General features: G+C 67.0%; 16 protein-coding genes. 11 read left to right on the forward strand and 5 right to left on the reverse strand.

Translation table 11 applies throughout. The features are described 5' to 3' along the window. Positions 1 to 42: 42 nt before the first annotated feature. From JF52_RS0108330 to JF52_RS0108345, 4 genes are read left to right on the forward strand one after another with little or no spacing between them, the layout of a single operon-like run. A complete protein-coding gene (locus tag JF52_RS0108330; protein ID WP_033105761.1) occupies positions 43 to 1011 on the forward strand; it encodes a tripartite tricarboxylate transporter substrate binding protein in 969 nt (322 codons plus the stop codon). Between the two features lie 54 nt (positions 1012 to 1065). Beyond that, positions 1066 to 1593 carry a tripartite tricarboxylate transporter TctB family protein gene (locus tag JF52_RS0108335; RefSeq protein ID WP_033105762.1) on the forward strand — a complete coding sequence of 176 codons (528 nt, stop codon included), beginning with the start codon at positions 1066 to 1068 and terminating at the stop codon, positions 1591 to 1593. Beyond that, positions 1590 to 3239 carry a tripartite tricarboxylate transporter permease gene (locus JF52_RS0108340; protein ID WP_033105763.1) on the forward strand — a complete coding sequence of 550 codons (1650 nt, stop codon included), beginning with the start codon at positions 1590 to 1592 and terminating at the stop codon, positions 3237 to 3239. Before JF52_RS0108335 ends, JF52_RS0108340 begins: the two co-directional genes overlap by 4 nt. Beyond that, positions 3236 to 4105: a dihydrodipicolinate synthase family protein gene (locus JF52_RS0108345; RefSeq protein WP_033105764.1), complete on the forward strand. Its 870-nt coding sequence runs from the start codon at positions 3236 to 3238 to the stop codon at positions 4103 to 4105. The genes JF52_RS0108340 and JF52_RS0108345 overlap by 4 nt, the downstream gene beginning before the upstream one ends. Before the next feature lie 28 nt (positions 4106 to 4133). Here the strand turns inward: JF52_RS0108345 and JF52_RS0108350 are convergent, their stop codons facing one another. Next, a complete protein-coding gene (locus JF52_RS0108350; protein ID WP_033105765.1) occupies positions 4134 to 5162 on the reverse strand; it encodes a lactonase family protein in 1029 nt (342 codons plus the stop codon). A gap of 51 nt (positions 5163 to 5213) precedes the next feature. Between JF52_RS0108350 and JF52_RS16910 the strand changes: the two genes are divergently transcribed. The 6 genes from JF52_RS16910 to JF52_RS0108380 all read left to right on the forward strand — a co-directional run bounded on the left by JF52_RS16910 (position 5214) and on the right by JF52_RS0108380 (position 14937). Continuing rightward, the gene (locus JF52_RS16910) at positions 5214 to 5702 is read left to right on the forward strand and encodes a nucleotidyltransferase domain-containing protein (RefSeq protein WP_033105766.1); all 489 of its coding nucleotides are present in this window, start codon (positions 5214 to 5216) and stop codon (positions 5700 to 5702) included. Positions 5703 to 6049: 347 nt separating this feature from the next. Beyond that, entirely contained in the window at positions 6050 to 7033 is a 984-nt protein-coding gene (locus JF52_RS0108360; RefSeq protein WP_033106494.1) for a LacI family DNA-binding transcriptional regulator, read from the forward strand. 102 nt (positions 7034 to 7135) lie between these two features. Further along, the gene (locus tag JF52_RS0108365) at positions 7136 to 8728 is read left to right on the forward strand and encodes an FGGY-family carbohydrate kinase (protein WP_033105767.1); all 1593 of its coding nucleotides are present in this window, start codon (positions 7136 to 7138) and stop codon (positions 8726 to 8728) included. 19 nt (positions 8729 to 8747) lie between these two features. Further along, positions 8748 to 10382, forward strand: a complete 1635-nt coding sequence (locus JF52_RS0108370; RefSeq protein WP_033105768.1) for a fucose isomerase — start codon at positions 8748 to 8750, stop codon at positions 10380 to 10382. A gap of 105 nt (positions 10383 to 10487) precedes the next feature. Continuing rightward, positions 10488 to 13478 (forward strand): alpha-mannosidase, encoded by a 2991-nt coding sequence (locus tag JF52_RS0108375; protein WP_033105769.1) that lies wholly within the window; start codon positions 10488 to 10490, stop codon positions 13476 to 13478. 82 nt (positions 13479 to 13560) lie between these two features. Next, positions 13561 to 14937: a flavin monoamine oxidase family protein gene (locus JF52_RS0108380; RefSeq protein WP_235272345.1), complete on the forward strand. Its 1377-nt coding sequence runs from the start codon at positions 13561 to 13563 to the stop codon at positions 14935 to 14937. On the opposite strand, the gene JF52_RS0108385 is transcribed toward JF52_RS0108380, so the two are convergent. The 4 genes from JF52_RS0108385 to JF52_RS0108395 all read right to left on the reverse strand — a co-directional run bounded on the left by JF52_RS0108385 (position 14894) and on the right by JF52_RS0108395 (position 17979). Beyond that, complete coding sequence (locus JF52_RS0108385) at positions 14894 to 15547, reverse strand: Pr6Pr family membrane protein (RefSeq protein ID WP_234001572.1); 654 nt, start codon at positions 15545 to 15547, stop codon at positions 14894 to 14896. The genes JF52_RS0108380 and JF52_RS0108385 overlap by 44 nt on opposite strands. Before the next feature lie 106 nt (positions 15548 to 15653). Continuing rightward, on the reverse strand, positions 15654 to 15821 hold the full coding sequence (locus tag JF52_RS17770) for a magnesium transporter (RefSeq protein WP_234001573.1): 168 nt from the start codon (positions 15819 to 15821) through the stop codon (positions 15654 to 15656). Positions 15822 to 15931: 110 nt separating this feature from the next. Continuing rightward, entirely contained in the window at positions 15932 to 17290 is a 1359-nt protein-coding gene (locus JF52_RS0108390) for a DUF2252 domain-containing protein (RefSeq protein WP_033105771.1), read from the reverse strand. A gap of 101 nt (positions 17291 to 17391) precedes the next feature. Beyond that, entirely contained in the window at positions 17392 to 17979 is a 588-nt protein-coding gene (locus JF52_RS0108395) for a hypothetical protein (RefSeq protein ID WP_033105772.1), read from the reverse strand. 137 nt (positions 17980 to 18116) lie between these two features. On the opposite strand from JF52_RS0108395, the gene JF52_RS0108400 reads away from it, so the two are divergent. Beyond that, on the forward strand, positions 18117 to 19358 hold the full coding sequence (locus tag JF52_RS0108400; RefSeq protein WP_033105773.1) for a glycosyltransferase: 1242 nt from the start codon (positions 18117 to 18119) through the stop codon (positions 19356 to 19358). Positions 19359 to 19360: the final 2 nt, after the last annotated feature.

A 19360-nucleotide genomic window follows, 5' to 3' on the forward strand; every position in this document is an offset into this window, starting at 1 on the left:
CTCGTCGGTAAGGTCCCCACCTGCACTCAAAGAGGAGCAAAGATGCCCATCAAGCGAATGAACCGCGTGCTCGCAACCGCCGCGGTCTTCACCACAGCAGCACTGGTCATGTCCGGATGCACGAAGGTCGAAGAGGGCGGCGACGCCGCGTCCTCCTTCCCCGAGAAGGACATCCGGCTGATCATCCAAGCCAATCCAGGAGGTGGCTCCGACCTGTCGTCGCGAGCCCTCGCCACCGAACTCGAGAAGATCCTCGACGTCAGCGTCATCCCCGAGAACATGCCAGGCGCAGCCGGCGCGCTCGCCATGGAGTACGTCGCCGAACAGGACCCAGACGGCTATGTGATCGGCTTCGGCCCCGTAGAGATCGCGATGCTGAATACGACGCAGGACGCGAATGTCTTGCCCGAGAACTTCGACATGCTCGGCCAGATCATGCTCGCCCCCGGCGTCATCACCGTGTCGGCGAGCAGCGACATCCAGACGCTCGAGGATCTCGTAGCCCAGTCCAAGACCGCACCGGTCACCGTCGCCAACTCGGGTGCAGGATCGATCTGGGAAGCGGCGAGCATCGCCCTCGGCACCGAGACCGGCGGCGAAGTGACGCCGGTTCCCTACGACGGTGGTGCGCCCGCCGTTGCCGCAGCGGCGTCCGGTGAGACCGTCGCCGCAGTCTCAGGCCTCGGTGAGGCTCTTTCGCAGGGCTCCGCTGTGCGCATCCTCGCCGTCATGAACGACGAGCGTCACCCGGACGCACCGGACGTGCCCACTGTGGAAGAGGCCATCGGTAGCGAGATCGTCTTCGGCGGCTGGGGCGGAATCTACGCTCCCGCCGGTCTCCCTGACGACGTTCACGACACACTTGAGGCCGCCATCAAGGAGGCCGTCGAGTCGGATGCGTACACGAAGTTCCAGGAGGACGCCGGAAACCTCGTCGTCTACCGCGACTCGGCTGAGTTCACCGAGTTCGTCGGTGAGCAGTTCACGCTGTTCCAGGATCTGCTGGGCTGATCACGTGACGGAGGTCGGAGTCAGTTCCGACCTCCGCACAGCCGGAGGAAGCACATGTCTTCATCAGAAGTCGCAGACAGCGACGAGTACCAGAGCGCGACGCCATCCCGTGCGCTCGAGATCGCATTCGCCGTGGTGGCGCTCGCCGTGACCGCCGGCTATCTGATGTTGACGACGCAGATCTCGCTTCGGCGAGAGGCGGCACCAGGGCAGATCGATGCGCGCTTCTGGCCGATGGTGCTCGCCGTCACCGGAATCGTCGTGGCGATCGTGCTCCTCGTCATCGCGATCACTCGCCCGCCGTCAGGGCGTGAGGACATCGAGCGCATTCAGCCAGGAGGCGTCATGCGGGTCGCGGCGACCCTCGTGATCTCCATCGCGTTCATCGCTCTGTGGTCGCTCGGCAGCGTCATCCTGTTCGGCTACCGCATCGAGGTGTTCCCGATCGCAGCCGCCCTGCTCATGGCCGGCCTCATGCTCGTGTACGGGCACCGGCGCTGGCTGAGTCTCATCATCTACACCGCATCGCTCACGGCGTTCATCTACGTCGTGTTCGGGATGCTGCTGAGGATCCCGCTATGACCCCGCTGCTGGAGGGGCTGAACTCGCTCCTCGACATCTCGATCCTGCTGTACATGCTCGTCGGCCTGCTGCTCGGCTTCATGGTGGGTGCGTTCCCCGGCATCACAGCCACCATGGCTGTCGCCCTCGCGGCCGGCTTCACCATGACGCTTGAGCCGGTGCAGGGCCTTGCGGTGCTGCTCACGATCTACGTCGCCGCGAACTTCGGTGACCGGGTGCCATCGATCCTCATCAACACGCCAGGCACTCCGGCATCCATCGCCACCACGCTCGACGGCTATCCGATGGCCAAACAGGGCAGGGCCGGCCTCGCCCTCACGATGTCGGCCCTCGTGTCAGCGGTCGGCATCCTCGCCTCGCTCGTGCTCTTCGCGGTCGCTGCCGTGCCGATCGCGAGTTTCGCCCGCGACTACTTCAAATCGCCCGAGCTGTTCGCGCTCGTCGTGTTCGGCATCGCGATCATGATCGGCATCTCGTCGAAGTCGATGCTCAAGGGCATCCTCGCCGGCGTGTTCGGGCTCATGCTCGGCACTGTCGGCACATATGCGGCAACGGCTGACAAGCGCTTCACCTTCGGGTCCCTCGATCTCGTCGAGGGTGTGAACTTCATCGCCGTGATCATCGGGTTGTTCGGCATCGCCGAGCTGTTCGATCAACTGCTCACGCATCGTAAGAGCCATGTGCGTCCCATCTCGAGCCTCGGTCGCTGGTGGCCGAACAAGGTCGAGTTCGCGCAGAGCGGCCGGGCGACGGCAGTCGGCGGCGCGGTGGGACTCGGCGTGGGGCTCATCCCCGCCGCCGGCGGCGATATCGCCGGGCTCATCGGCTGGGAGCGCGCCCGCAAGGCCTCCAAGAAACCGGAGATGTTCGGGAAGGGCTCGATCGAAGGAGTTGCAGCATCCGACACTGCGTCCAGCGCGACGCTCGGCGGATCGCTCACCACGACCATGGCGCTGGGCATTCCTGGCGACTCGGTGATGGCGGTCATGATCGGCTCGATGATCATCTGGGGCATCACTCCTGGGCCGACTCTGTTCACAGACCGGCCAGACCTCGTCGTCTCGATCGTCGGCATCATGCTCGTCGCCACGCTGCTGTCGCTGGGTCTGAGCCTGGTGCGCATGAAGGGCATGGTGAAACTGCTCGACGTGCCGCAGCCGTACCTGTGGAGCGGCATCCTGATCTTCTGCATCATCGGCACCTACGCCACATCGAACAGTCTCTCGACGGTGATCACGATGCTCGTGTTCGGCGTGATCGGTGTTCTGCTCAAGCGGATGCAGGTGCCCGCGGGTCCCGTCGTACTGGGCCTTCTCCTCGGTCCCCTGGCGGAGGAGAACCTGGCGCGCACTCTGGCGATCCTGCCGACGCGGCCGTTCTTCGAGGTCGTCAGCCCCATCGCGATCGTCCTGCTCGTGCTCGCGGTGCTCTCGATCGTCATGCCGGCGATCCGCGCCGCCCGCAAGCCGCGCGCTGAACGTGCGTCGTTCGCGGACTCGGTGCTCGACACCGCGAGCATCACGCAGCTCTCCAAAGCGCACGACGAGCTCGCCGCCGACCCCGACCTGCTCACCTCGACCGTGCGCAACCCTCAGGCGCCCAAGACGCGTCGTTTCCGCAAGAACTCCAAGGAGAACAAGAAGTGACCCGTTACGACATCCTCACCGCGATCCCGACCGCGTTCCACCGCGACGGGAGCCTCGACCTCGATGGGTCGCGCGCGATCTTCCGCTACGTGGGGGAGTCGGGCAACGAGGGTGCGTTCGTGCTCGGCACGACGGGGGAGTTCCCCGCTGTCGACCTGACCGAGTTCACGGCTCTCGTCGAGGCCGCTCTCGCCGAACTCGCGGATCGGATGCGGGTCGTGGTGCACGTCGGTCAGCCCAGCGCGTTCGAAGCCGTACGACTGACCAGGATCGCGCGCGAGCTCGGCGCGACCGAGTTCGCGGCGCTCACCCCGTACTACCTCCGCTCGACCGACGACGCGGTCTTCGACTACTTCCAGGCCGTGTCGGATGCCGTCGGCGATGGTCGCCTGTACGTCTATGTCTACCCGGCGCGCAGCGGAAACCCGGTCACGCCGGAGCTGCTCGTGCGGCTGTCGACGCTGCCGAACATCGTCGGAGCGAAGGTGAGCGAGCTGTCGTTGGACGAGATCGCCGCCTACCGCGCGGTGGTCCCGGAGGACTTCGAGCTGTACACCGGCGCCGACCGTGATCTGATCGCGGCCGCGGGCGTCGGCGCACAGGGCGTCGTCTCCGGAGTCTCTTCGGTCACGCCGAAGCCGTTCCGTGCGCTGGCGGACGCAGGACGCTCCGGCGACTCCGCGGCGATCGTCGCGGCACAGGTGGATGTCGACGAGGTCGTGTCGCTCATCGGCGGAGACATGGCGCGTATGAAAGAGGGCTATCGGGTGCTCGGTGTCACCGATGCGCACTGCCGCATGGCCATCGCTGAGCCGACGGATGCTGAGCGCGCCGATGTGCGACGGGTCGTCGAGAAACACCGCTGAGTCGTCCGCTTCACGCGGAATCCGGAGTTCAGACGAAGCGAACCCAGTTCGCGCCTTGACCGGTCTCGCTCTGCTGAAGGAGTTCGAGGTCGTCGTCACGCACGGCGTAGAGCGAGACGGTCGTCGAAAGCTCACCTGCAGCGACGAGGTAGGCGCCATCGGCGCTTACGGCGAATCCGCGAGGCTGCGGCTCGGTGGCAGTGAAGCGCTCCGGAGCAGACAGTGATCCGTCGTCGGCCACGGCCACCGCGCCCAGCGTGCTCTCGGTGCGCTCCGAGCTCCAGAGGCGGTTGCCGCCCGCGCCGAAGTGCAGGTCCGCGCCCCAGATGTAATGGTTCGCAAGCGGGTCAGCGCCGAACTCACTGTGCCGCAGATCCTTCGTCGTGTCGTACGCAGTGGCTTCACCTCGAAGGGTGAGCTCCCCGCTGGTGGTGTCGCGACCGTAGTGGAGCACTTCGCCGGAGAACTCGGTGAGCACGTAGACGGCATCCTGTGCCTCGTTCAGCACGAGGTGGCGCGGGCCGCTGCCCGCCGGGGCCGTCACTGTCGCAGGCTCGAGCGGCGTGAGTTGAAATTCATCGTCCAACGCATACTGCGCCACGAGGTCGGCGCCCAACGACACGAAGTAGGCGAAGCGGCCGTCGGCACTCGGCAGCACGGAGTGCAGATTCGGGAACTCGATCTTCGAAACCGGCTCGCCGACCTTGCCGTCGGAGATGGGGCAACTGACGCCGTAGCCGCCGCCGTATGACGCACCGAGCAGGCCGGTGCCGTCGGACGTGAGGGCGAGGTAGTTCATTCCTCCGTCGGGCAGATCCAGGCGCGACCTGGGCGTGAGCTGCCCGCTCTCGCGATCCAACGAGAGAGTCAGGATGCCGGCGGGGGAGCCCTTGACTCCGGCATAGACGAGATCGCGCCCGGCGTCGACAGCGAAGGTCGAGCATCCCTCGAGCCCGTCGGTGACAGCGACGCGTTCGAGGAGCTCGTCTCGTAGGCGGAAGGAACTGATGGTTCCGTCACCCGCATTGGCGACCAGGACGAGCGGAGAGTCGGTCATCCTTCGATACTAGAACGAGCCTGGCGCACTCAAGATGATAGCATTTGCTATATGGGCGCTCGGACGCAACTGATCAACGAGATAAGCAGGGAAGCGTCACGCGCAGACGCGCTTCAGCGATATTCTCGCGATCTGCTGCTCGACGCCACGCACCGCGCTGCGTCTGCAGGTCTGTCTCAACGTGAGATCGCCCAGGTCGTGGGACGCAGCCAGCCCGAAGTGTCGCGACTGCTGCGTCAGAAACCACCTGGACCCTTGGCGTTGCGCGTCGCACAACAGCGACAAGCTCTGACTGATGTGCTCGCGAAGTACGGAGTGGTCGATGCTCGAATCTTCGGGAGCGTAGCGAAACGAGCGGAGACGCCGGAATCCGACGTCGACATACTCGTCGAAGCGCCGCGTGTGCTCGGCCTGGGTACGTTGGCAAGGCTTGAACGAGAGCTGTCCGCAGTTCTCGATACCCATGTCGATGTGGTGCCGGTGCGAGGCCTGCCCGAATACGTGCGTCAGCGTGCGCTCGCCGAGGCGGTGCCTCTGTGAGTCGTGCACCTGAGTTGACGACCGATCTCTTCGGAGACGAATGGTCGGTCATCTGGGGCATGCGCAATCGGATCGCTCATGGCTACGCGTGGATCGATAGAGACCGTCAAAGCGACGGTCGATCATGCCGAGGTAGGGGTGGAGAACTCGGTGTAGCCCTTGCCGGGGATGTCGATGTTCCTCAACTGTCGGCTCCTCCGCGCCATCCCAGTAGGTGCGCAGCGGCGACGCAGACGCAGCGAGATCGTGACCACTGTAATCGATTTCAGATTTACGCCACAGAACGTCGCACCCGCGATACTGTTGCTTCACGCCCGGTTCGACCGGAGCATGCAGTGAGGGTGGGCATGGCCACGATCTACGACGTCGCAGAGCTGGCCGGCGTGTCTCCGGCGACTGTCTCGCGCGTTTTCAACGGTACGAGCGTCTCCGTCGAGAAGTCGAAGGCGGTGCGGGATGCCGCGAAAGAGCTGAAGTTCGTCCCGAGTCGCACAGCGCGCACGCTGCGAAGGCAGAGCTCCGAGGTGATCGGTCTGATCATCCCCGACATCGAGAATCCGTACTTCACCGAGATGGCACGCGGGGTCGAGGATGTCGCCTCTGAAGCCGGATACTCGGTCGTGCTGTGCAACTCGGACGCACAGGTCGACAAGGAGTCGACATATCTGCAGATCGCGATCTCGGAGAACATGTCCGGCGTGATCATCGCGACCGCATCCGAGCTGTCAGATCTCGATCTGATCCTGGCGACAGGACGACCGCTGGTGGCGGTCGACCGCAGCACGACGTACGACGTCGACGGCGTGGTGATGGCGAACCGTGCTGCCGGCACGTCGGCGACGAAGGCCCTGATCGACGCCGGATATCAGCGGATCGCCTACATCGGCGGTCCGGAGCACATCGACACGGCGGCCGAACGCGCAGCCGGGTGGCGGGCCGCGCTCACGCAGGCGCAGCCTGAGGCCGACCTCGACGCACTACTGCGCTTCGCGACCTTCCGCGTCGACGGTGGCCGCGCGGCGATGGAAGAGCTGCTCGCCATGCCTGAGCCTCCGGACGCGGTCGTCGCGGGCAACAACCTCATCGGTGTGGGAGCGATCCAGGTGCTCACGGAGCATGGGCTCACGCCTCCGAAGGTCGGTGTCGCGGTCATCGGCTCGTTGCCTTTCACGACCCTGTCTCCGACGGCTGTCACGGTCGTTCGGCTGCCGGCGCGTCACATGGGAGTCACGGCGGCCAAGATGCTGCTGGAGCGGATCGGCGGCGATGAGCAGCCGGCCCGCACGGTCGTGCTGCGCAACGAACTGCAGGCGGCGAGCGTTCTTCGCTGAGCATCACGAGCGCGCCCCGCTCTCGGGGCACTGTTCGCGCTTGCGTCGTGAAATCGATTTCGCGTACAGTTGCAAGAGGATCCGCGATCGAGGAGGACCGCCATGCAGTACACGCTCGGAGTCGATATCGGCACGTCGAGCACCAAGGGTGTCCTCGTCGCGGCGGACGGCACGATCGCCGCATCCGCAACACGTGCCCACGACGTCGATCGCCCGCACACGGGGTGGGTCGAGATGGATGCGCGCATCTGGTGGGACGAGTTCGTGAGCATCGCGAATGAGCTGATCTCGGCCCTTCGACAGGCTCAGGGACCGGGTGCGGCTCAGGGACCGGATGTGGCTCAGGGACCGGATGCGGCTCAGGGACCGGGTGCGGCTCAGGGACCGGATGCGGCTCAGGGACCGGGTGTGGAGATCACCGCCGTCGGCGTGAGCGGGATGGGCCCGTGCGTGCTGCTCGCCGACGCGCATGACGAACCGGTTCGGCCCGCGATCCTCTATGGCGTCGATACGCGCTCCGGCGCCCAGATCGCGCGCATGACCGACGAGCTCGGCACCGACGAGATCACGCGCGTCGGCGGATCGACCCTGACCTCCCAGGCGGGTGGGGCGAAGATCGCGTGGATCTCCGACGAGGAGCCGGATGCCTGGGCCGAGGCCCGTCGCTTCTTCATGCCGGCATCCTGGCTCGCTCGCATGCTCACCGGTGCCTATGTGCTCGACCACCAGTCGGCGAGCCAGACGTCTCCGCTCTACGACATCGAGAATGAGACCTGGCACGACCCGTGGTGGCAGCGGTACGCCGACACGATCGAACAGCCGCGACTCACCTGGGCGGGAGAGATCGCCGGTGAAGTGACCGATGCGGCGTCCGAGTCGACCGGCATCCCTGCAGGGACTCCGGTCATCACCGGCACGATCGACGCATGGACCGAGGCTGTCAGCGTCGGCGCTCACGAGATCGGCGATCTCATGCTCATGTACGGCACGACGATGTTCCTTGTCGCCACGGGCGAGCAGACGCTGCGCACCCCGTCGATGTGGACCACGGCCGGTGCATTCCCCGGCACGCGCAACCTCGCCGGGGGGCTCTCCACCTCCGGCGCACTCACCGCATGGCTCAAGGACCTCACCGGGTCCGGCTATCCGGAGCTCCTCGCCGAGGCCGAGGTCTCGGGCCCCGGCGCCAGGGGGTTGCTGATCCTGCCGTACTTCGCGGGAGAGCGAACGCCCATCCAAGACCCGGACGCTCGCGGCATCATCGCCGGTCTCACGCTTGAGCACGGCAGGGGCGACCTGTACCGCGCCGCACTCGAGGCGACCGCGCTGGGGGTGCGCCACAACGTCGAGACCATGCGCGCCGCGGGCGCCGATATCACCCGCATCGTCGCGGTGGGTGGCGGAACGCAGGGGCAGCTCTGGCTGCAGGTCATCTCTGATGTGACCGGCCTCGTGCAGGAGGTGCCGCAGACCACGATCGGCGCCAGCTACGGGGCGGCGTTCCTCGCAGCATCCGCCGTGGCACCCGATGGAGCGGCACCCGCGATCACCGACTGGAATCCGATCGCGCAGACCATCACCCCGAACCCCGAACTCCGCGCCTTCTACGACACTCTCTTCGACCGCTACGTGCGCCTGTACGAAGGCACGAAAGAGCTCGCCCACGAACTCGCCGCCGATCAGCGCGGCGCCTGACCCCAACCCCGGAGGAACCATGACCAGCTACACCCTTCCCGCCGCGGCATCCCGCCCGGCATCCGCCCCGAAGACCGCATACCTGATCACCTCCGGTGACCTGCGCGAGGCCGCCAATGTCGGCGGGTGGGAGACGCAGGCCGCCCTTGAGGCCAGCGTCACCGGCGTCTTCAATGAACTCGGCTGGAACGTCATCCGTGCGTTCGACGTCGACCCCGAGACCGGCCACGGCTACATCTCGAGCCAGCGCATGGGCATGGAGGTCTTCAAGAACATTCCGACCGACGCGCCGCTGATCGTCGCGATCGCCAACTGGCAGTACTCGCACCACGTGCTCGCGGGGCTGCGCACGCACGAGGGCCCCATCCTCACGACGGCGAACTTCGCACCGGACTGGCCCGGACTGGTCGGCCTGCTCGGCCTGAACGCGGGGCTCACCAAGATGGGCAAGCCGTACTCGTCGACCTGGTCTGTCGACTTCTCCGATGAGTGGTTCAAGGCGACCATCAAGGAGTGGATCGAGACCGGCACGATCACCCATGACTACTCGCACGTGCGTGAACTTCCGGCGCTGCCGGACAGCCCCGAGAAGCAGCTCGGCGAGGCGCTCGCCGCACAGCTGCGCGATGAGAAGGCCATCATCGGCGTCTTCGACGAGGGCTGCATGGGCATGTACAACGCCATCTTCGACGATGAGCTGCTCAACCAGACCGGCATCTACAAGGAGCGCCTCTCGCAGTCAGCGCTGTACGCAGAGATGCTGCAGGTGCAGGAGCACGAGGCGGACGCCGCGTACGACTGGCTCATCGACCACGGCATGACGTTCCGCTTCGGCGAGGACGGCGCCACCGAGCTCACCCGCGAGCAGGTGCAGTGGCAGATGAAGATGTACATCGCCGCTCTGCGCATCGCTGACGACTTCGGTCTGGATGCTGTCGGCATCCAGTACCAGCAGGGCCTGAAGGATCTCGTCCCGGCATCCGACCTGGCCGAAGGCATCCTGAACTCCACCGAGCGTCCTCCGGTGACCTCGCGCGACGGCTCGCGGGTGCTCCACGAAGCCCGCGCGTTCCCGCACTTCAACGAGGCCGACGAGGGCGTCGCGGTCGACGCTCTGGTCACCGATCGCGTGTGGCGGGCCATGGGCCTCGTGCCCGACAACACCCTGCACGACGTGCGCTGGGGCGAGGAGTACGACGGCCAGTTCGTCTGGGCATACGAGATCTCCGGCTCCGTGCCCGCCTCGCACCTCGGCGGCTGGGACAAGGCGGAGGGGTGGCGTCAGGGGCACGTCTTCTTCCCCGCAGGCGGTGCGACTCTCAACGGCGTGTCCAAGCCTGGTGAAGTGGTGCTGAGCCGCGTGTTCATCGCCGACGGCATCCTTCAGGCCGATATCTTCCGCGCATCCGTCGTCGAGCTGCCGGTCGACGAGACCGAGCGCCGCAAGGCCGCCACGAACGAGGAATGGCCGCTCGCGCACGTCGTGCTGCATGGCGTCTCGCGCGACCAGTTCATGGCCCGCCACAAGGCCAACCACGCCCAACTCGTCTACGCGCCGGATGCCGAGACCGCCGACAAGGCCCTCATCGCGAAGGCGGCGATGTTCGACGGCATGGGCATCAAAGTGAACCTGATCGGCGACGTCGCGGTCTGATCGCGCGCTCCCGCATGAGACCGAGTTTCCTGCACGAGACCGATCGTGTGGAGGTCGGTCTCGTGCAGGAAACTCGGTCTCGGCCGGCGGGTTACGATCTGACTCATGCATGACGACACCTCGCTCACCATCGGCCGCGTCAAGCGCGTCCTCGAAGAGCGCATCCGCCCCGCGATCCATTCGGCGCCCGTCCCGCTGACGGTCCAGGCGCACGAGCTCCCCGGCGAGCCCATCGCTCCATCCGATGGTCTCGCACTCGAGTACGCGCCGGCGCGAGTGGGCGAGGCGTGGGGACCGGCATGGGGAACCACCTGGTTCCGACTCACCGGTCAGGTGCCCGCAGAGTGGGCGGGCCGCCGTGTCGAGGCCGTCATCGATCTGGGCTTCGACATCAACATGACCGGCTTCCAGTGCGAAGCGCTCGTCTATCGAGCCGACGGAACGCCGGTCAAGAGCCTCAACCCGCGCAATCAGTGGCTGCCGATCGCCGAGGTCGCAGCGGGCGATGAGCCGGTCGAGCTGTACCTCGAGGCCGCGTCCAACCCGGTGCTGCTGGATTACCACCCCTTCCTCCCCACGCAGGAGGGCGACATCCTCACCTCATCGAAGGAGCCCCTGTACCGCGCTCGCCGGATGGATCTCGCGGTCTTCGAGCCCGACGTGTTCGAACTCGCCCTCGACCTCGACGTGCTGCTCGAGCTGCAGGCAGAACTTCCTGCGACCGCGCCGCGCCGCATGCGCATCCTGCAGGCGCTCGACAACGCGCTCGACGACCTCGACCTTCAGCACATCGTCGAGACGGCACCCGCTGCCCGTGCTCAGCTCGAAGACGTGCTCGCCGCACCGGCAGAGGCCAGCGCGCACCGCATCTCCGTGATCGGCCACGCCCACATCGACTCGGCCTGGCTGTGGCCGCTGCGCGAGACGATCCGCAAGGTCGCTCGCACCACGTCGTCGATGACGTCGCTGCTCGAGGAGCAGCCGGACTTCCAGTACGGCATGTCGAGTGCGCAGCAGTACGCCTGGCTGAAGGAGCACCGTCCAGAGGTCTTCACGCGCGTGAAGGCCGCGATCGCCGAGGGGCGCTTCCTGCCGCTGGGCGGCATGTGGGTCGAATCCGACACGGTCATGCCGACCGGTGAATCGCTCGTGCGCCAGTTCTCGCACGGCCAGCGCTTCTTCGAGCGCGAGTTCGGCATCCGCTCCAGGGGCGTGTGGCTCCCCGACAGCTTCGGCTACTCGCCGGCACTGCCGCAGCTGATGCGCCGCGCCGGATTCGAGTGGTTCTTCACGCAGAAGATCTCGTGGAACCAGCAGAACGCCTTCCCGCACCACAGCTTCCTGTGGGAGGGCATCGACGGCTCGCAGGTGTTCACCCACTTCCCGCCGATGGACACGTACAACTCGCAGCTCTCGGGCATGGAGGTCGCCAAGGCCGCCCGGCAGTTCAAGGAGAACCGGGTCGCCACCCGTTCGATCGCACCGGTCGGCTGGGGCGACGGCGGTGGCGGCACGACGCGCGAGATGGTCGGTCGCGCCAAGCGAATGAACGACCTCGAAGGAAGCGCACGCGTCGAGTGGCAGCATCCTGATGCCTTCTTCGACGCTGCGAAGGCTGAGCTGACGCATCCCGCCGTCTGGGTCGGCGAGCTCTATCTCGAACTGCATCGCGGCACGCTCACCAGCCAGCACGGCACGAAGTCGCGCCACCGCCGGGCGGAGCATGCGCTCGTCGAGGCCGAGCTGTGGGCGACGACGGATGCTGTGCGCAACGGCACCCCGTATCCGCAGGCCGAACTCGACGAGCTGTGGCAGATCGTGCTGCTGCACGAGTTCCACGACATCCTGCCGGGAACGTCGATCGCGTGGGTGCATCGTGAAGCCGTCATCGCGCTCGAAGCCGTCATCGCGAGGGCGAAGGCGATCTCGGATGCTGCGCGCCGCTCCCTCGCAGGCGAAGGCGACCGTGCGCTGGTGTTCTCCCCGGTCTCGGTCGCAGGGCCTGCGCCGCTCGGAGCGACGGTCTCCGCGGCATCCGCTGATTCCGTCTCCCTCGACGCATCCGGCGATGACATCGTGCTGGCGAACGCGCTGGTGCGCGTGAGGATCTCGGCAGAGGGGCTCATCGTCTCGGCCGTCGATCTCGCCACCGGTCGCGAGGCGGTCGCAGGCGGCAAGGCCGCCAACCTGCTGCAGTTGCACCAGGACTTCCCGAACATGTGGGACGCGTGGGACATCGATCGGTATTACCGCAACCGCACCACCGATCTGCGCGATGTGATCGGCATCCGCTCCCGTCTTGTCGATGGCGTCGCCGAGGTCGTCATCGAGCGTGCCTTCTCCGAGTCGACGATCACGCAGACCCTCACGCTCGAACCGGATTCGCGGACCGTCAAGATCGTCAACGACATCGACTGGCGCGAGACCGAGAAGCTGCTCAAGCTCGCATTCCCGCTCGATGTGCAGGCATCGCATACCGAGGCCGAGACGCAGTTCGGCTACCAGGCGCGCGTGACGCACACGAACACCAGCTGGGAGGCGGCGAAGTTCGAGACCTCGATGCACCGTTTCGTACTGGTGCGCGAAGACGACTTCGGCGTCGCTCTGGTGAACGACTCGATCTACGGCTACGACACCATGCGTGAGGTGGAGGACGACTCGGTGACCACCACGGTGCGGCTGTCATTGCTGCGCGCCCCGCGGTTCCCCGACCCCGACACCGATCACGGCCGTCACGTGATCACCACCGGCATGGTCATCGGTGCCGGGCCCGCCGAGGCCACCAGAGCCGGCATCGAGCTCAACGCTCCGTCCACCGTGCTGCGGGGCCGTGCCGATGTCGCTCCGCTCGTGTCAGTGAGCGGAGACGGCATCATCGTGTCGAGCGTCAAGCTCGCGGATGACGGCTCGGGCGACGTCATCGTGCGCGTGTACGAGTCGCTGGGGCGACGCGTCTCGGGATCGCTCACGGCCGACTTCGATCACCGTGAGATCCGTGAGGTGTCGCTGATCGAGGACGCCTTGGACGACGCCCGCATCGGCGGCGACCTGAAGCTGCGTCCCTTCGAGGTGCGCACTCTCCGCATCGTGCGCTGAATCCGTGCGATCAGCGGGGCCTCCCGCTCCTGCGCCGAGGTGGCAGCCGGCCGGGAGCGGGTAGTCTGGCCACACGATGAGGATGACGCGTCGCCAGCTGCTGATCGGCGCCGGAGCAGGCGCTCTCGGCGTGCTGCTTGTTTCCTGCACGCCCGAGCCGACGCCGACGCGAACCCCGACGCGCACGCCGACTCCGTTGCCGACGACGAAGGTGCCCGCACCCGCCGCGAGCATGCGCAGTGCATGGGCGACAGACCCGTTCTCGCGTGGTGCCGTGAGCTATACGCGCATCGGCGTGCAGTCGGCGACGCGTGAGACCCTCGCCGAGCCGGTCCAGGGGCGGGTGTACTTCGCCGGCGAGGCGACCGATGCCGACAACCCCGGCACGATGCGAGGCGCCATCCACTCCGGTGAGAGCGCGGCGATGCGCCTGCGTGCCACCGTGGAAGCAGGCGAGCGCATCGCGGTGATCGGTGCGGGCCTCGCCGGGGCGACCGTCGCCGCTGACCTCGCCGACCTCGACGTCGAGGTGACCGTCTTCGAGGCGCGCGATCGTGTCGGCGGACGCATCCACTCCCAGGTCGAAGACGACTGGCCACTGCCCGTGCAACTCGGCGGGTGGCTGGTCGGGGCGGACGATGACACCGCCCTCGCCGAGACCGTGGAATTGGCGACGGCGCTGTGGCGCTCGCCCGAGGGCGCGATCGAGCCGCCGGCGAACGCTGCGTTGGAGACCGCGATCGCCGCGGCGCAGGCACTCCCGGCCGATGTCTCGCTGGCCGAGGCTCTCACCGCGACTGGCGCGGACCCGGAAGAGCCGACTCTCGCCGCGCTGCTCGCGTACCTAGCGACCACCTCGGGGGCCGACGCGGAGAAGCTCTCGGCCTGGTTCCCCCCTGCGTTGCCGCTCGCCGTCTCGCAAGGATTCATCGGAGATCTCACGGAGTTCGTGCAGGAGCGGCTGGGGGATGCACAGCTGACCCTGTCCTCGCCGGTGACCCGCATCGCCTACGACGACTCAGGTGTCAGCCTGCGGCTCGGAACAGGAGAGTCGACGTCGTTCGATCGTGTCGTGGTCACGGTTCCGCTCGGTGTGCTGCAGCGCGAGGGTATCGAATTCGCCCCTCCGCTGCCTTTCACGCACCGCGGTGCGTTGAACGCGCTCGGCATGGGGCACGTCGAGACGATCTGGCTGCGCTACGACGAGCCGTTCTGGGACACCGAGGCGACGATCTGGCATGTCGTGGGCGATGGCCTGGGCGGCGGTGGCCTGGTGAGGGAGGACACGGTGCCGGTGCGCACCTGGATCAACCTGCTTCCGGTCACCGGAGAGAATCTGCTGGTGGGGATCGTCGGCGGAGACGACGCAGAGAAGTTCGCCGAACTCGAGGAGGAGGGCGCGCTGCTGTCGGCGCTCACGTCGCTCGAACTCTTCCTGCCTTCCGCCGCGACGGGCTGACCCGGCTGATCACCGCGAGCACGGTGGCGACGAGCGCGAAGATCGCCAGGGCGAGCGCGCTCGTGAGCAGGAACTCCCCGATCCCGCTCACCTGGCGCAGGTCGAGGAAGTAGTACGGGTACCAGCCGATCATCGGCCCGCGCCACATCGTCACGCCGCCCCACACGAGCGGGAAGACAAGGGATCCGGGGATGATCCACCACGGCACGGAGCGGTGCCCCGGTGTGAGCGTCCATGCGATCGCCGCGAAGGCCGGCAGCCAGAAATGCAGCACCTGATCCGACCATGGCACGTCGACACGGATGCCGCGGAGCCCGGCCTGCCAGACGATGAGAGCGAACGCGAGCCCTGCGGTGATCGTCCACGTGAGCACGAGTGAGAGGGCGACGCTGAACCAACGCGGATCATCGTCGCGGCGGAAAGCGATGACCCCGCCGATCACGAGCAGCACGACGAGCGCGAAGTTCGATTCGACGGTGAGGTACGCGAAGAAGTTGCGTCCGGCGATGGTCTGGGAACTGAGGCCCCAGAACAGCCGGTGAATGAGCGCAGCGAGGCACACGGCCGCCGTGACAAGGCGGAGTGCGCCGAACATCGTTCGTGCCCTCACTGCCGCCAGCCTCCCCTTTCGACGCGGTTCCACGTCATCCGGCGATTCTACGGAGGACTGCCCCGGTGTCGAACTCGCGGTCACCGATTGACGGGCCCCGGCCGGCTCAGATCCCGCCGATCGTCGCTGCCACAGAGCACACCGCGAGGAGCGTGCACCCGATCACGAGCCCGATCTGCCAGTCGTACACGAGCGCGGTGATCCCGAAGCCCAGCAGGCCGAGAAGCACGCCGAGCGAAAGCCCCACCCGCAGCTCACGGGTGAGGACGCGCACGGATGTCCCGCGGACGCACCTCGCCTAGTGCGAGCGCCCTGGTCACGCTCTCCGCGCGCTTGAGGATGCGTGCGGCGTCGTCGATCGTGAAGATGCCGACCAGTAGTTCATCAGACTGCGGGATGTCTGCGTGCCGCGATGAACGCGCGGTGGTCGGCGAGTGAGACCGCCGCATACTCGCGACTCCATGACAGCAGCGCGTCGGCGATCGACCTGCCTCCGCCGATGTAGCCGGCGACCTCCGTCGCCGACACCGATTGGCTGTGCGCACGCGCGAGCGTCGCGGCGCACGCCCTGGCGTAGGTGACGAAAGGCCCGTCATCGAGTTCCTCCACCTCGACGCCGCCCTTCAAGTCGTGGAACTGGCGGACGTAGAAGTCGCCGTTGGGGCTGCGCAGATGGCCGAGGAACGGATCGGAGAGCGCCTGCAGTATCCGCTGCATCGCGACGACTCTGGCGCCCTCGCCGGACGCCTCGATGAGCTCGGTCAGCACCGCCGGCTGCGCCACGCGCCCGTATTGCACCAGCACGCTCTGTGACGCCTGCTTCGGCTGCATGAGGAGGGTGTGGCCGTCGCCGTCCTCGAACAGCACGAGGTAGCAGCGGGTGCCCACGCTGCCCACGCCGACCACACGTCTCGCGACGTCCGACACTGCATAGTGCTGGAGCAGCAGGGCGACGTCGCTGCTGGCGGTGCGACGGTACTGCTCGACCAGGTCGTCGACGAGGTCATGCAGCTCAGGCCCGACGGCGCTGAGGGTCGGATGCTGGTGCACGAAGCGTCGCCGACCGTCGGTGCCCGTCTCGGTCAGGCGCTGCACGGCGCGTTCGCCGGTGCGGCGCTGCGCCTGTTTCACGGCCTTGCGGATTGCGCGCTGCGCGTCGCGATCGAGCATCTTCTTGGTGGATTCGACGTCGAAGTGCGTGAAGTAGCGCTCGGTCGGGCTGAGCGCGGTGTTGGTCCGCATGCCGCGAGCGTACGACTTCACGGCGGCGCGCACGGCGTGCTCGATCACGGCATCCGAGCGTCCGGATGCCTGACCGCCGACGACGATGCTCGCGGTGAGTCGCTTCACATCCCACTCCCACGGTGCCCACGCGGCCTCGTCGAAATCGTTCAGATCGAACATGAGGGCGCGCTGCGCCGAGGCGTAGAACCCGAAGTTCGACACGTGCGCGTCGCCGCACGCGGCGACCAGGATGCCGGAGTGCGGCCCGTCCGCGAGGTCGGCTGCCATCAGAGCGGCAGTCCCACGGTAGAACGCGAAGGGACTCGCTGCCATGCGCTCGGCCCGCAGCGGGACGAGATCGGGCAGGCGAGTGGCATCCTGCTCGGTGAGGATGCCCAATGGATCGCGGGGCGCATCCGAAAGCAGAGCCAGATCCGCGCGCGGCGCCGCTCGTCGAGCGCTCCGCCCCGGCTCCAAGAGCTCGGTGCGGGAGGGCGGGCGTGCCGACGTGGTGCTCATCGGCCAATGATGGCAGGCGATGGCTCGCGGAAGGAACGAAGCGGCTCTTCGGGTGGTCAGTCGGCAGCGAGGAGGAACGGCCGTGCGGCGGGTGGATCCGATCAGGCTGGATCGATTCGCAGTACGTCGGGCGACTCTCCGCCTTCCAGGTCGTCGGAGATGCGGATGCTGCGGGCCAGATCATCCAGTGCGGGGATCAGCGTGCCGAACGTCTCGCGGGAGCCGCCCACGGCGGTCAGCGTGACCAGGTGCGTTCCGGTGTCCCACGTGTACGTGGCGAATGGAGGTGCGGATGGCTGCTCGGGGAAGGACATCACGAGCTTCTCGCCGACGCCGAGTCGGGTGGGGAACGACTCGGTGTCGTCGTACTCCATCGGCATCATGGCCCTGGCCGTGCGCACGTCGTTCGTCAGTTCCTGCGTCGTCGCCATCGCGACCACGAGTTCGGGTTCGGACTTCCATGTCCACACCAGCACGCGGCCGTCCGCGCGCTTCATCATCGCCGGCGCGAGTTGGCTGATCGCCCACGCGCCGATGCGCGTTCCGCGAGCCGGGGTGCCGCCGCCTGCCTGCACGGCATTGCCCATCAGTATCCGCAATGCGGCCTTGCGGTGACGGCGCCCCTTCCAGCCGAAGGAGTCGGTCACGGGGATCCAGAGCTGCGGGTCTGCGGAGCTGGCGATGCGCATGTCACCACGGTAGAGGATGAGTCTGCGTGAGAACCCTGACTCCGGCTGGCCTCCCGAACGCCCGCAGACCGCTCGGGTAGAGTTGCCAGCGCCCTGAACCGGGCTCTTCCCCGACGCGTACCGTAAGGCTGCCATTCGTGACCTCCTCTGACGCTCCGATCGACAAGATCGCCTCGTCGAGCGCCCCCGAGCCCACCCCGTCACGCAGTGATCGACCGCTGCGCATCGTGATCGGATGCGACACGTTCGCCCCGGACATCAACGGAGCGGCCCGCTTCGCCGAGCGGCTGGCGGCAGGTCTCGTGCAGCGCGGTCACGATGTGCACGTCGTTGCGCCGAACCGGAAGTACCGCAGAGCGGAGCCCCAGACCGAGGTGATCGAGGGCGAGCCGATGACGCTGCACCGGCTGCCGTCGGTGCGGTGGGCGCCGCACGACTGGCTGCGGTTCGTGTGGCCGTGGCGCACCAAGCACTATGCCCGCAAGGTCATCGATCGTGTGCAGCCCGATGTCGTGCACATCCAGTCGCACATCGTGATCGGCCGTGGACTCGCGCGCATCGCGGCTGAGCGCGGCATCCCGATCATCGCCACCAACCATGTGATGGCCGAGAACATCCTCGATCACACCACGATGCCGAAGTTCATCGACGACCTGGTGCTGCGCTTCGCCTGGGCCGATGCCAAGCGCACCTTCGACCTGACGCGCGCCATCACCACCCCGACACGTCGCGCCGCCGACTTCCTCGAGCGCACCGTCGAGGTGCAGGGTGTCATCCCGATCAGCTGCGGCATCGACCGCACGCAGTACACGCCCGTGCTCGCACCGCGTGACAAGAACCGCATCATCTTCGTCGGCCGCCTCACCGCCGAGAAGCAGGTCGAGGTCATCCTGCAGGCGATGACGAAGCTCGACCCGTCGCTCGAGACGACCTTCGACATCGTCGGCGGTGGCGATCAGCGCAAGAACCTCGAGCGGCTCACGGCCGAGCTCGGTCTCGCCGACCGCGTCACGTTCCACGGACGCACCACTGACGCGGAGCTGCGTGCACTGCTCTCTCGCGCGAGCCTGTTCGTGATCGCCTCGATCGCCGAGTTGCAGTCGATCGCGACCATGGAGGCGATGGCGTCGGCCCTGCCGATCGTCGCAGCGAATGCCGTCGCACTGCCGCACCTCGTGCACGACGGTGAGAACGGCTACCTGTTCGAACCGGGCGACGCCGACGACCTCGCGGCACGCCTCACGGATGTGCTCACGGCGGAGCCTGCCGCGTACGAGCGGATGCAGCAGGCATCGCTCGACGGCGTCATGGTGCACGACATCAATCGCACGCTCGACACTTTCGAAGCGCTCTATCGCGACGAACCGCTGCCGGCGTAACC

Origin of the sequence: Microbacterium profundi (assembly GCF_000763375.1) — a bacterium.
GTDB classification, from domain to species: domain Bacteria; phylum Actinomycetota; class Actinomycetes; order Actinomycetales; family Microbacteriaceae; genus Microbacterium; species Microbacterium profundi.

Bases quoted from the DNA above. Each gene is read 5' to 3' on its own strand.
- JF52_RS0108330 (WP_033105761.1), top strand. From the start codon at position 43: ATGCCCATCAAGCGAATGAACCGCGTGCTCGCAACCGCCGCGGTCTTC.
- JF52_RS0108335 (WP_033105762.1), top strand. From the start codon at position 1,066: ATGTCTTCATCAGAAGTCGCAGACAGCGACGAGTACCAGAGCGCGACG.
- JF52_RS0108340 (WP_033105763.1), top strand. From the start codon at position 1,590: ATGACCCCGCTGCTGGAGGGGCTGAACTCGCTCCTCGACATCTCGATC.
- JF52_RS0108350 (WP_033105765.1), bottom strand. From the start codon at position 5,162: ATGACCGACTCTCCGCTCGTCCTGGTCGCCAATGCGGGTGACGGAACC.
- JF52_RS16910 (WP_033105766.1), top strand. From the start codon at position 5,214: ATGGGCGCTCGGACGCAACTGATCAACGAGATAAGCAGGGAAGCGTCA.
- JF52_RS0108360 (WP_033106494.1), top strand. From the start codon at position 6,050: ATGGCCACGATCTACGACGTCGCAGAGCTGGCCGGCGTGTCTCCGGCG.
- JF52_RS0108365 (WP_033105767.1), top strand. From the start codon at position 7,136: ATGCAGTACACGCTCGGAGTCGATATCGGCACGTCGAGCACCAAGGGT.
- JF52_RS0108370 (WP_033105768.1), top strand. From the start codon at position 8,748: ATGACCAGCTACACCCTTCCCGCCGCGGCATCCCGCCCGGCATCCGCC.
- JF52_RS0108375 (WP_033105769.1), top strand. From the start codon at position 10,488: ATGCATGACGACACCTCGCTCACCATCGGCCGCGTCAAGCGCGTCCTC.
- JF52_RS0108380 (WP_235272345.1), top strand. From the start codon at position 13,561: ATGACGCGTCGCCAGCTGCTGATCGGCGCCGGAGCAGGCGCTCTCGGC.
- JF52_RS0108390 (WP_033105771.1), bottom strand. From the start codon at position 17,290: ATGAGCACCACGTCGGCACGCCCGCCCTCCCGCACCGAGCTCTTGGAG.
- JF52_RS0108395 (WP_033105772.1), bottom strand. From the start codon at position 17,979: ATGCGCATCGCCAGCTCCGCAGACCCGCAGCTCTGGATCCCCGTGACC.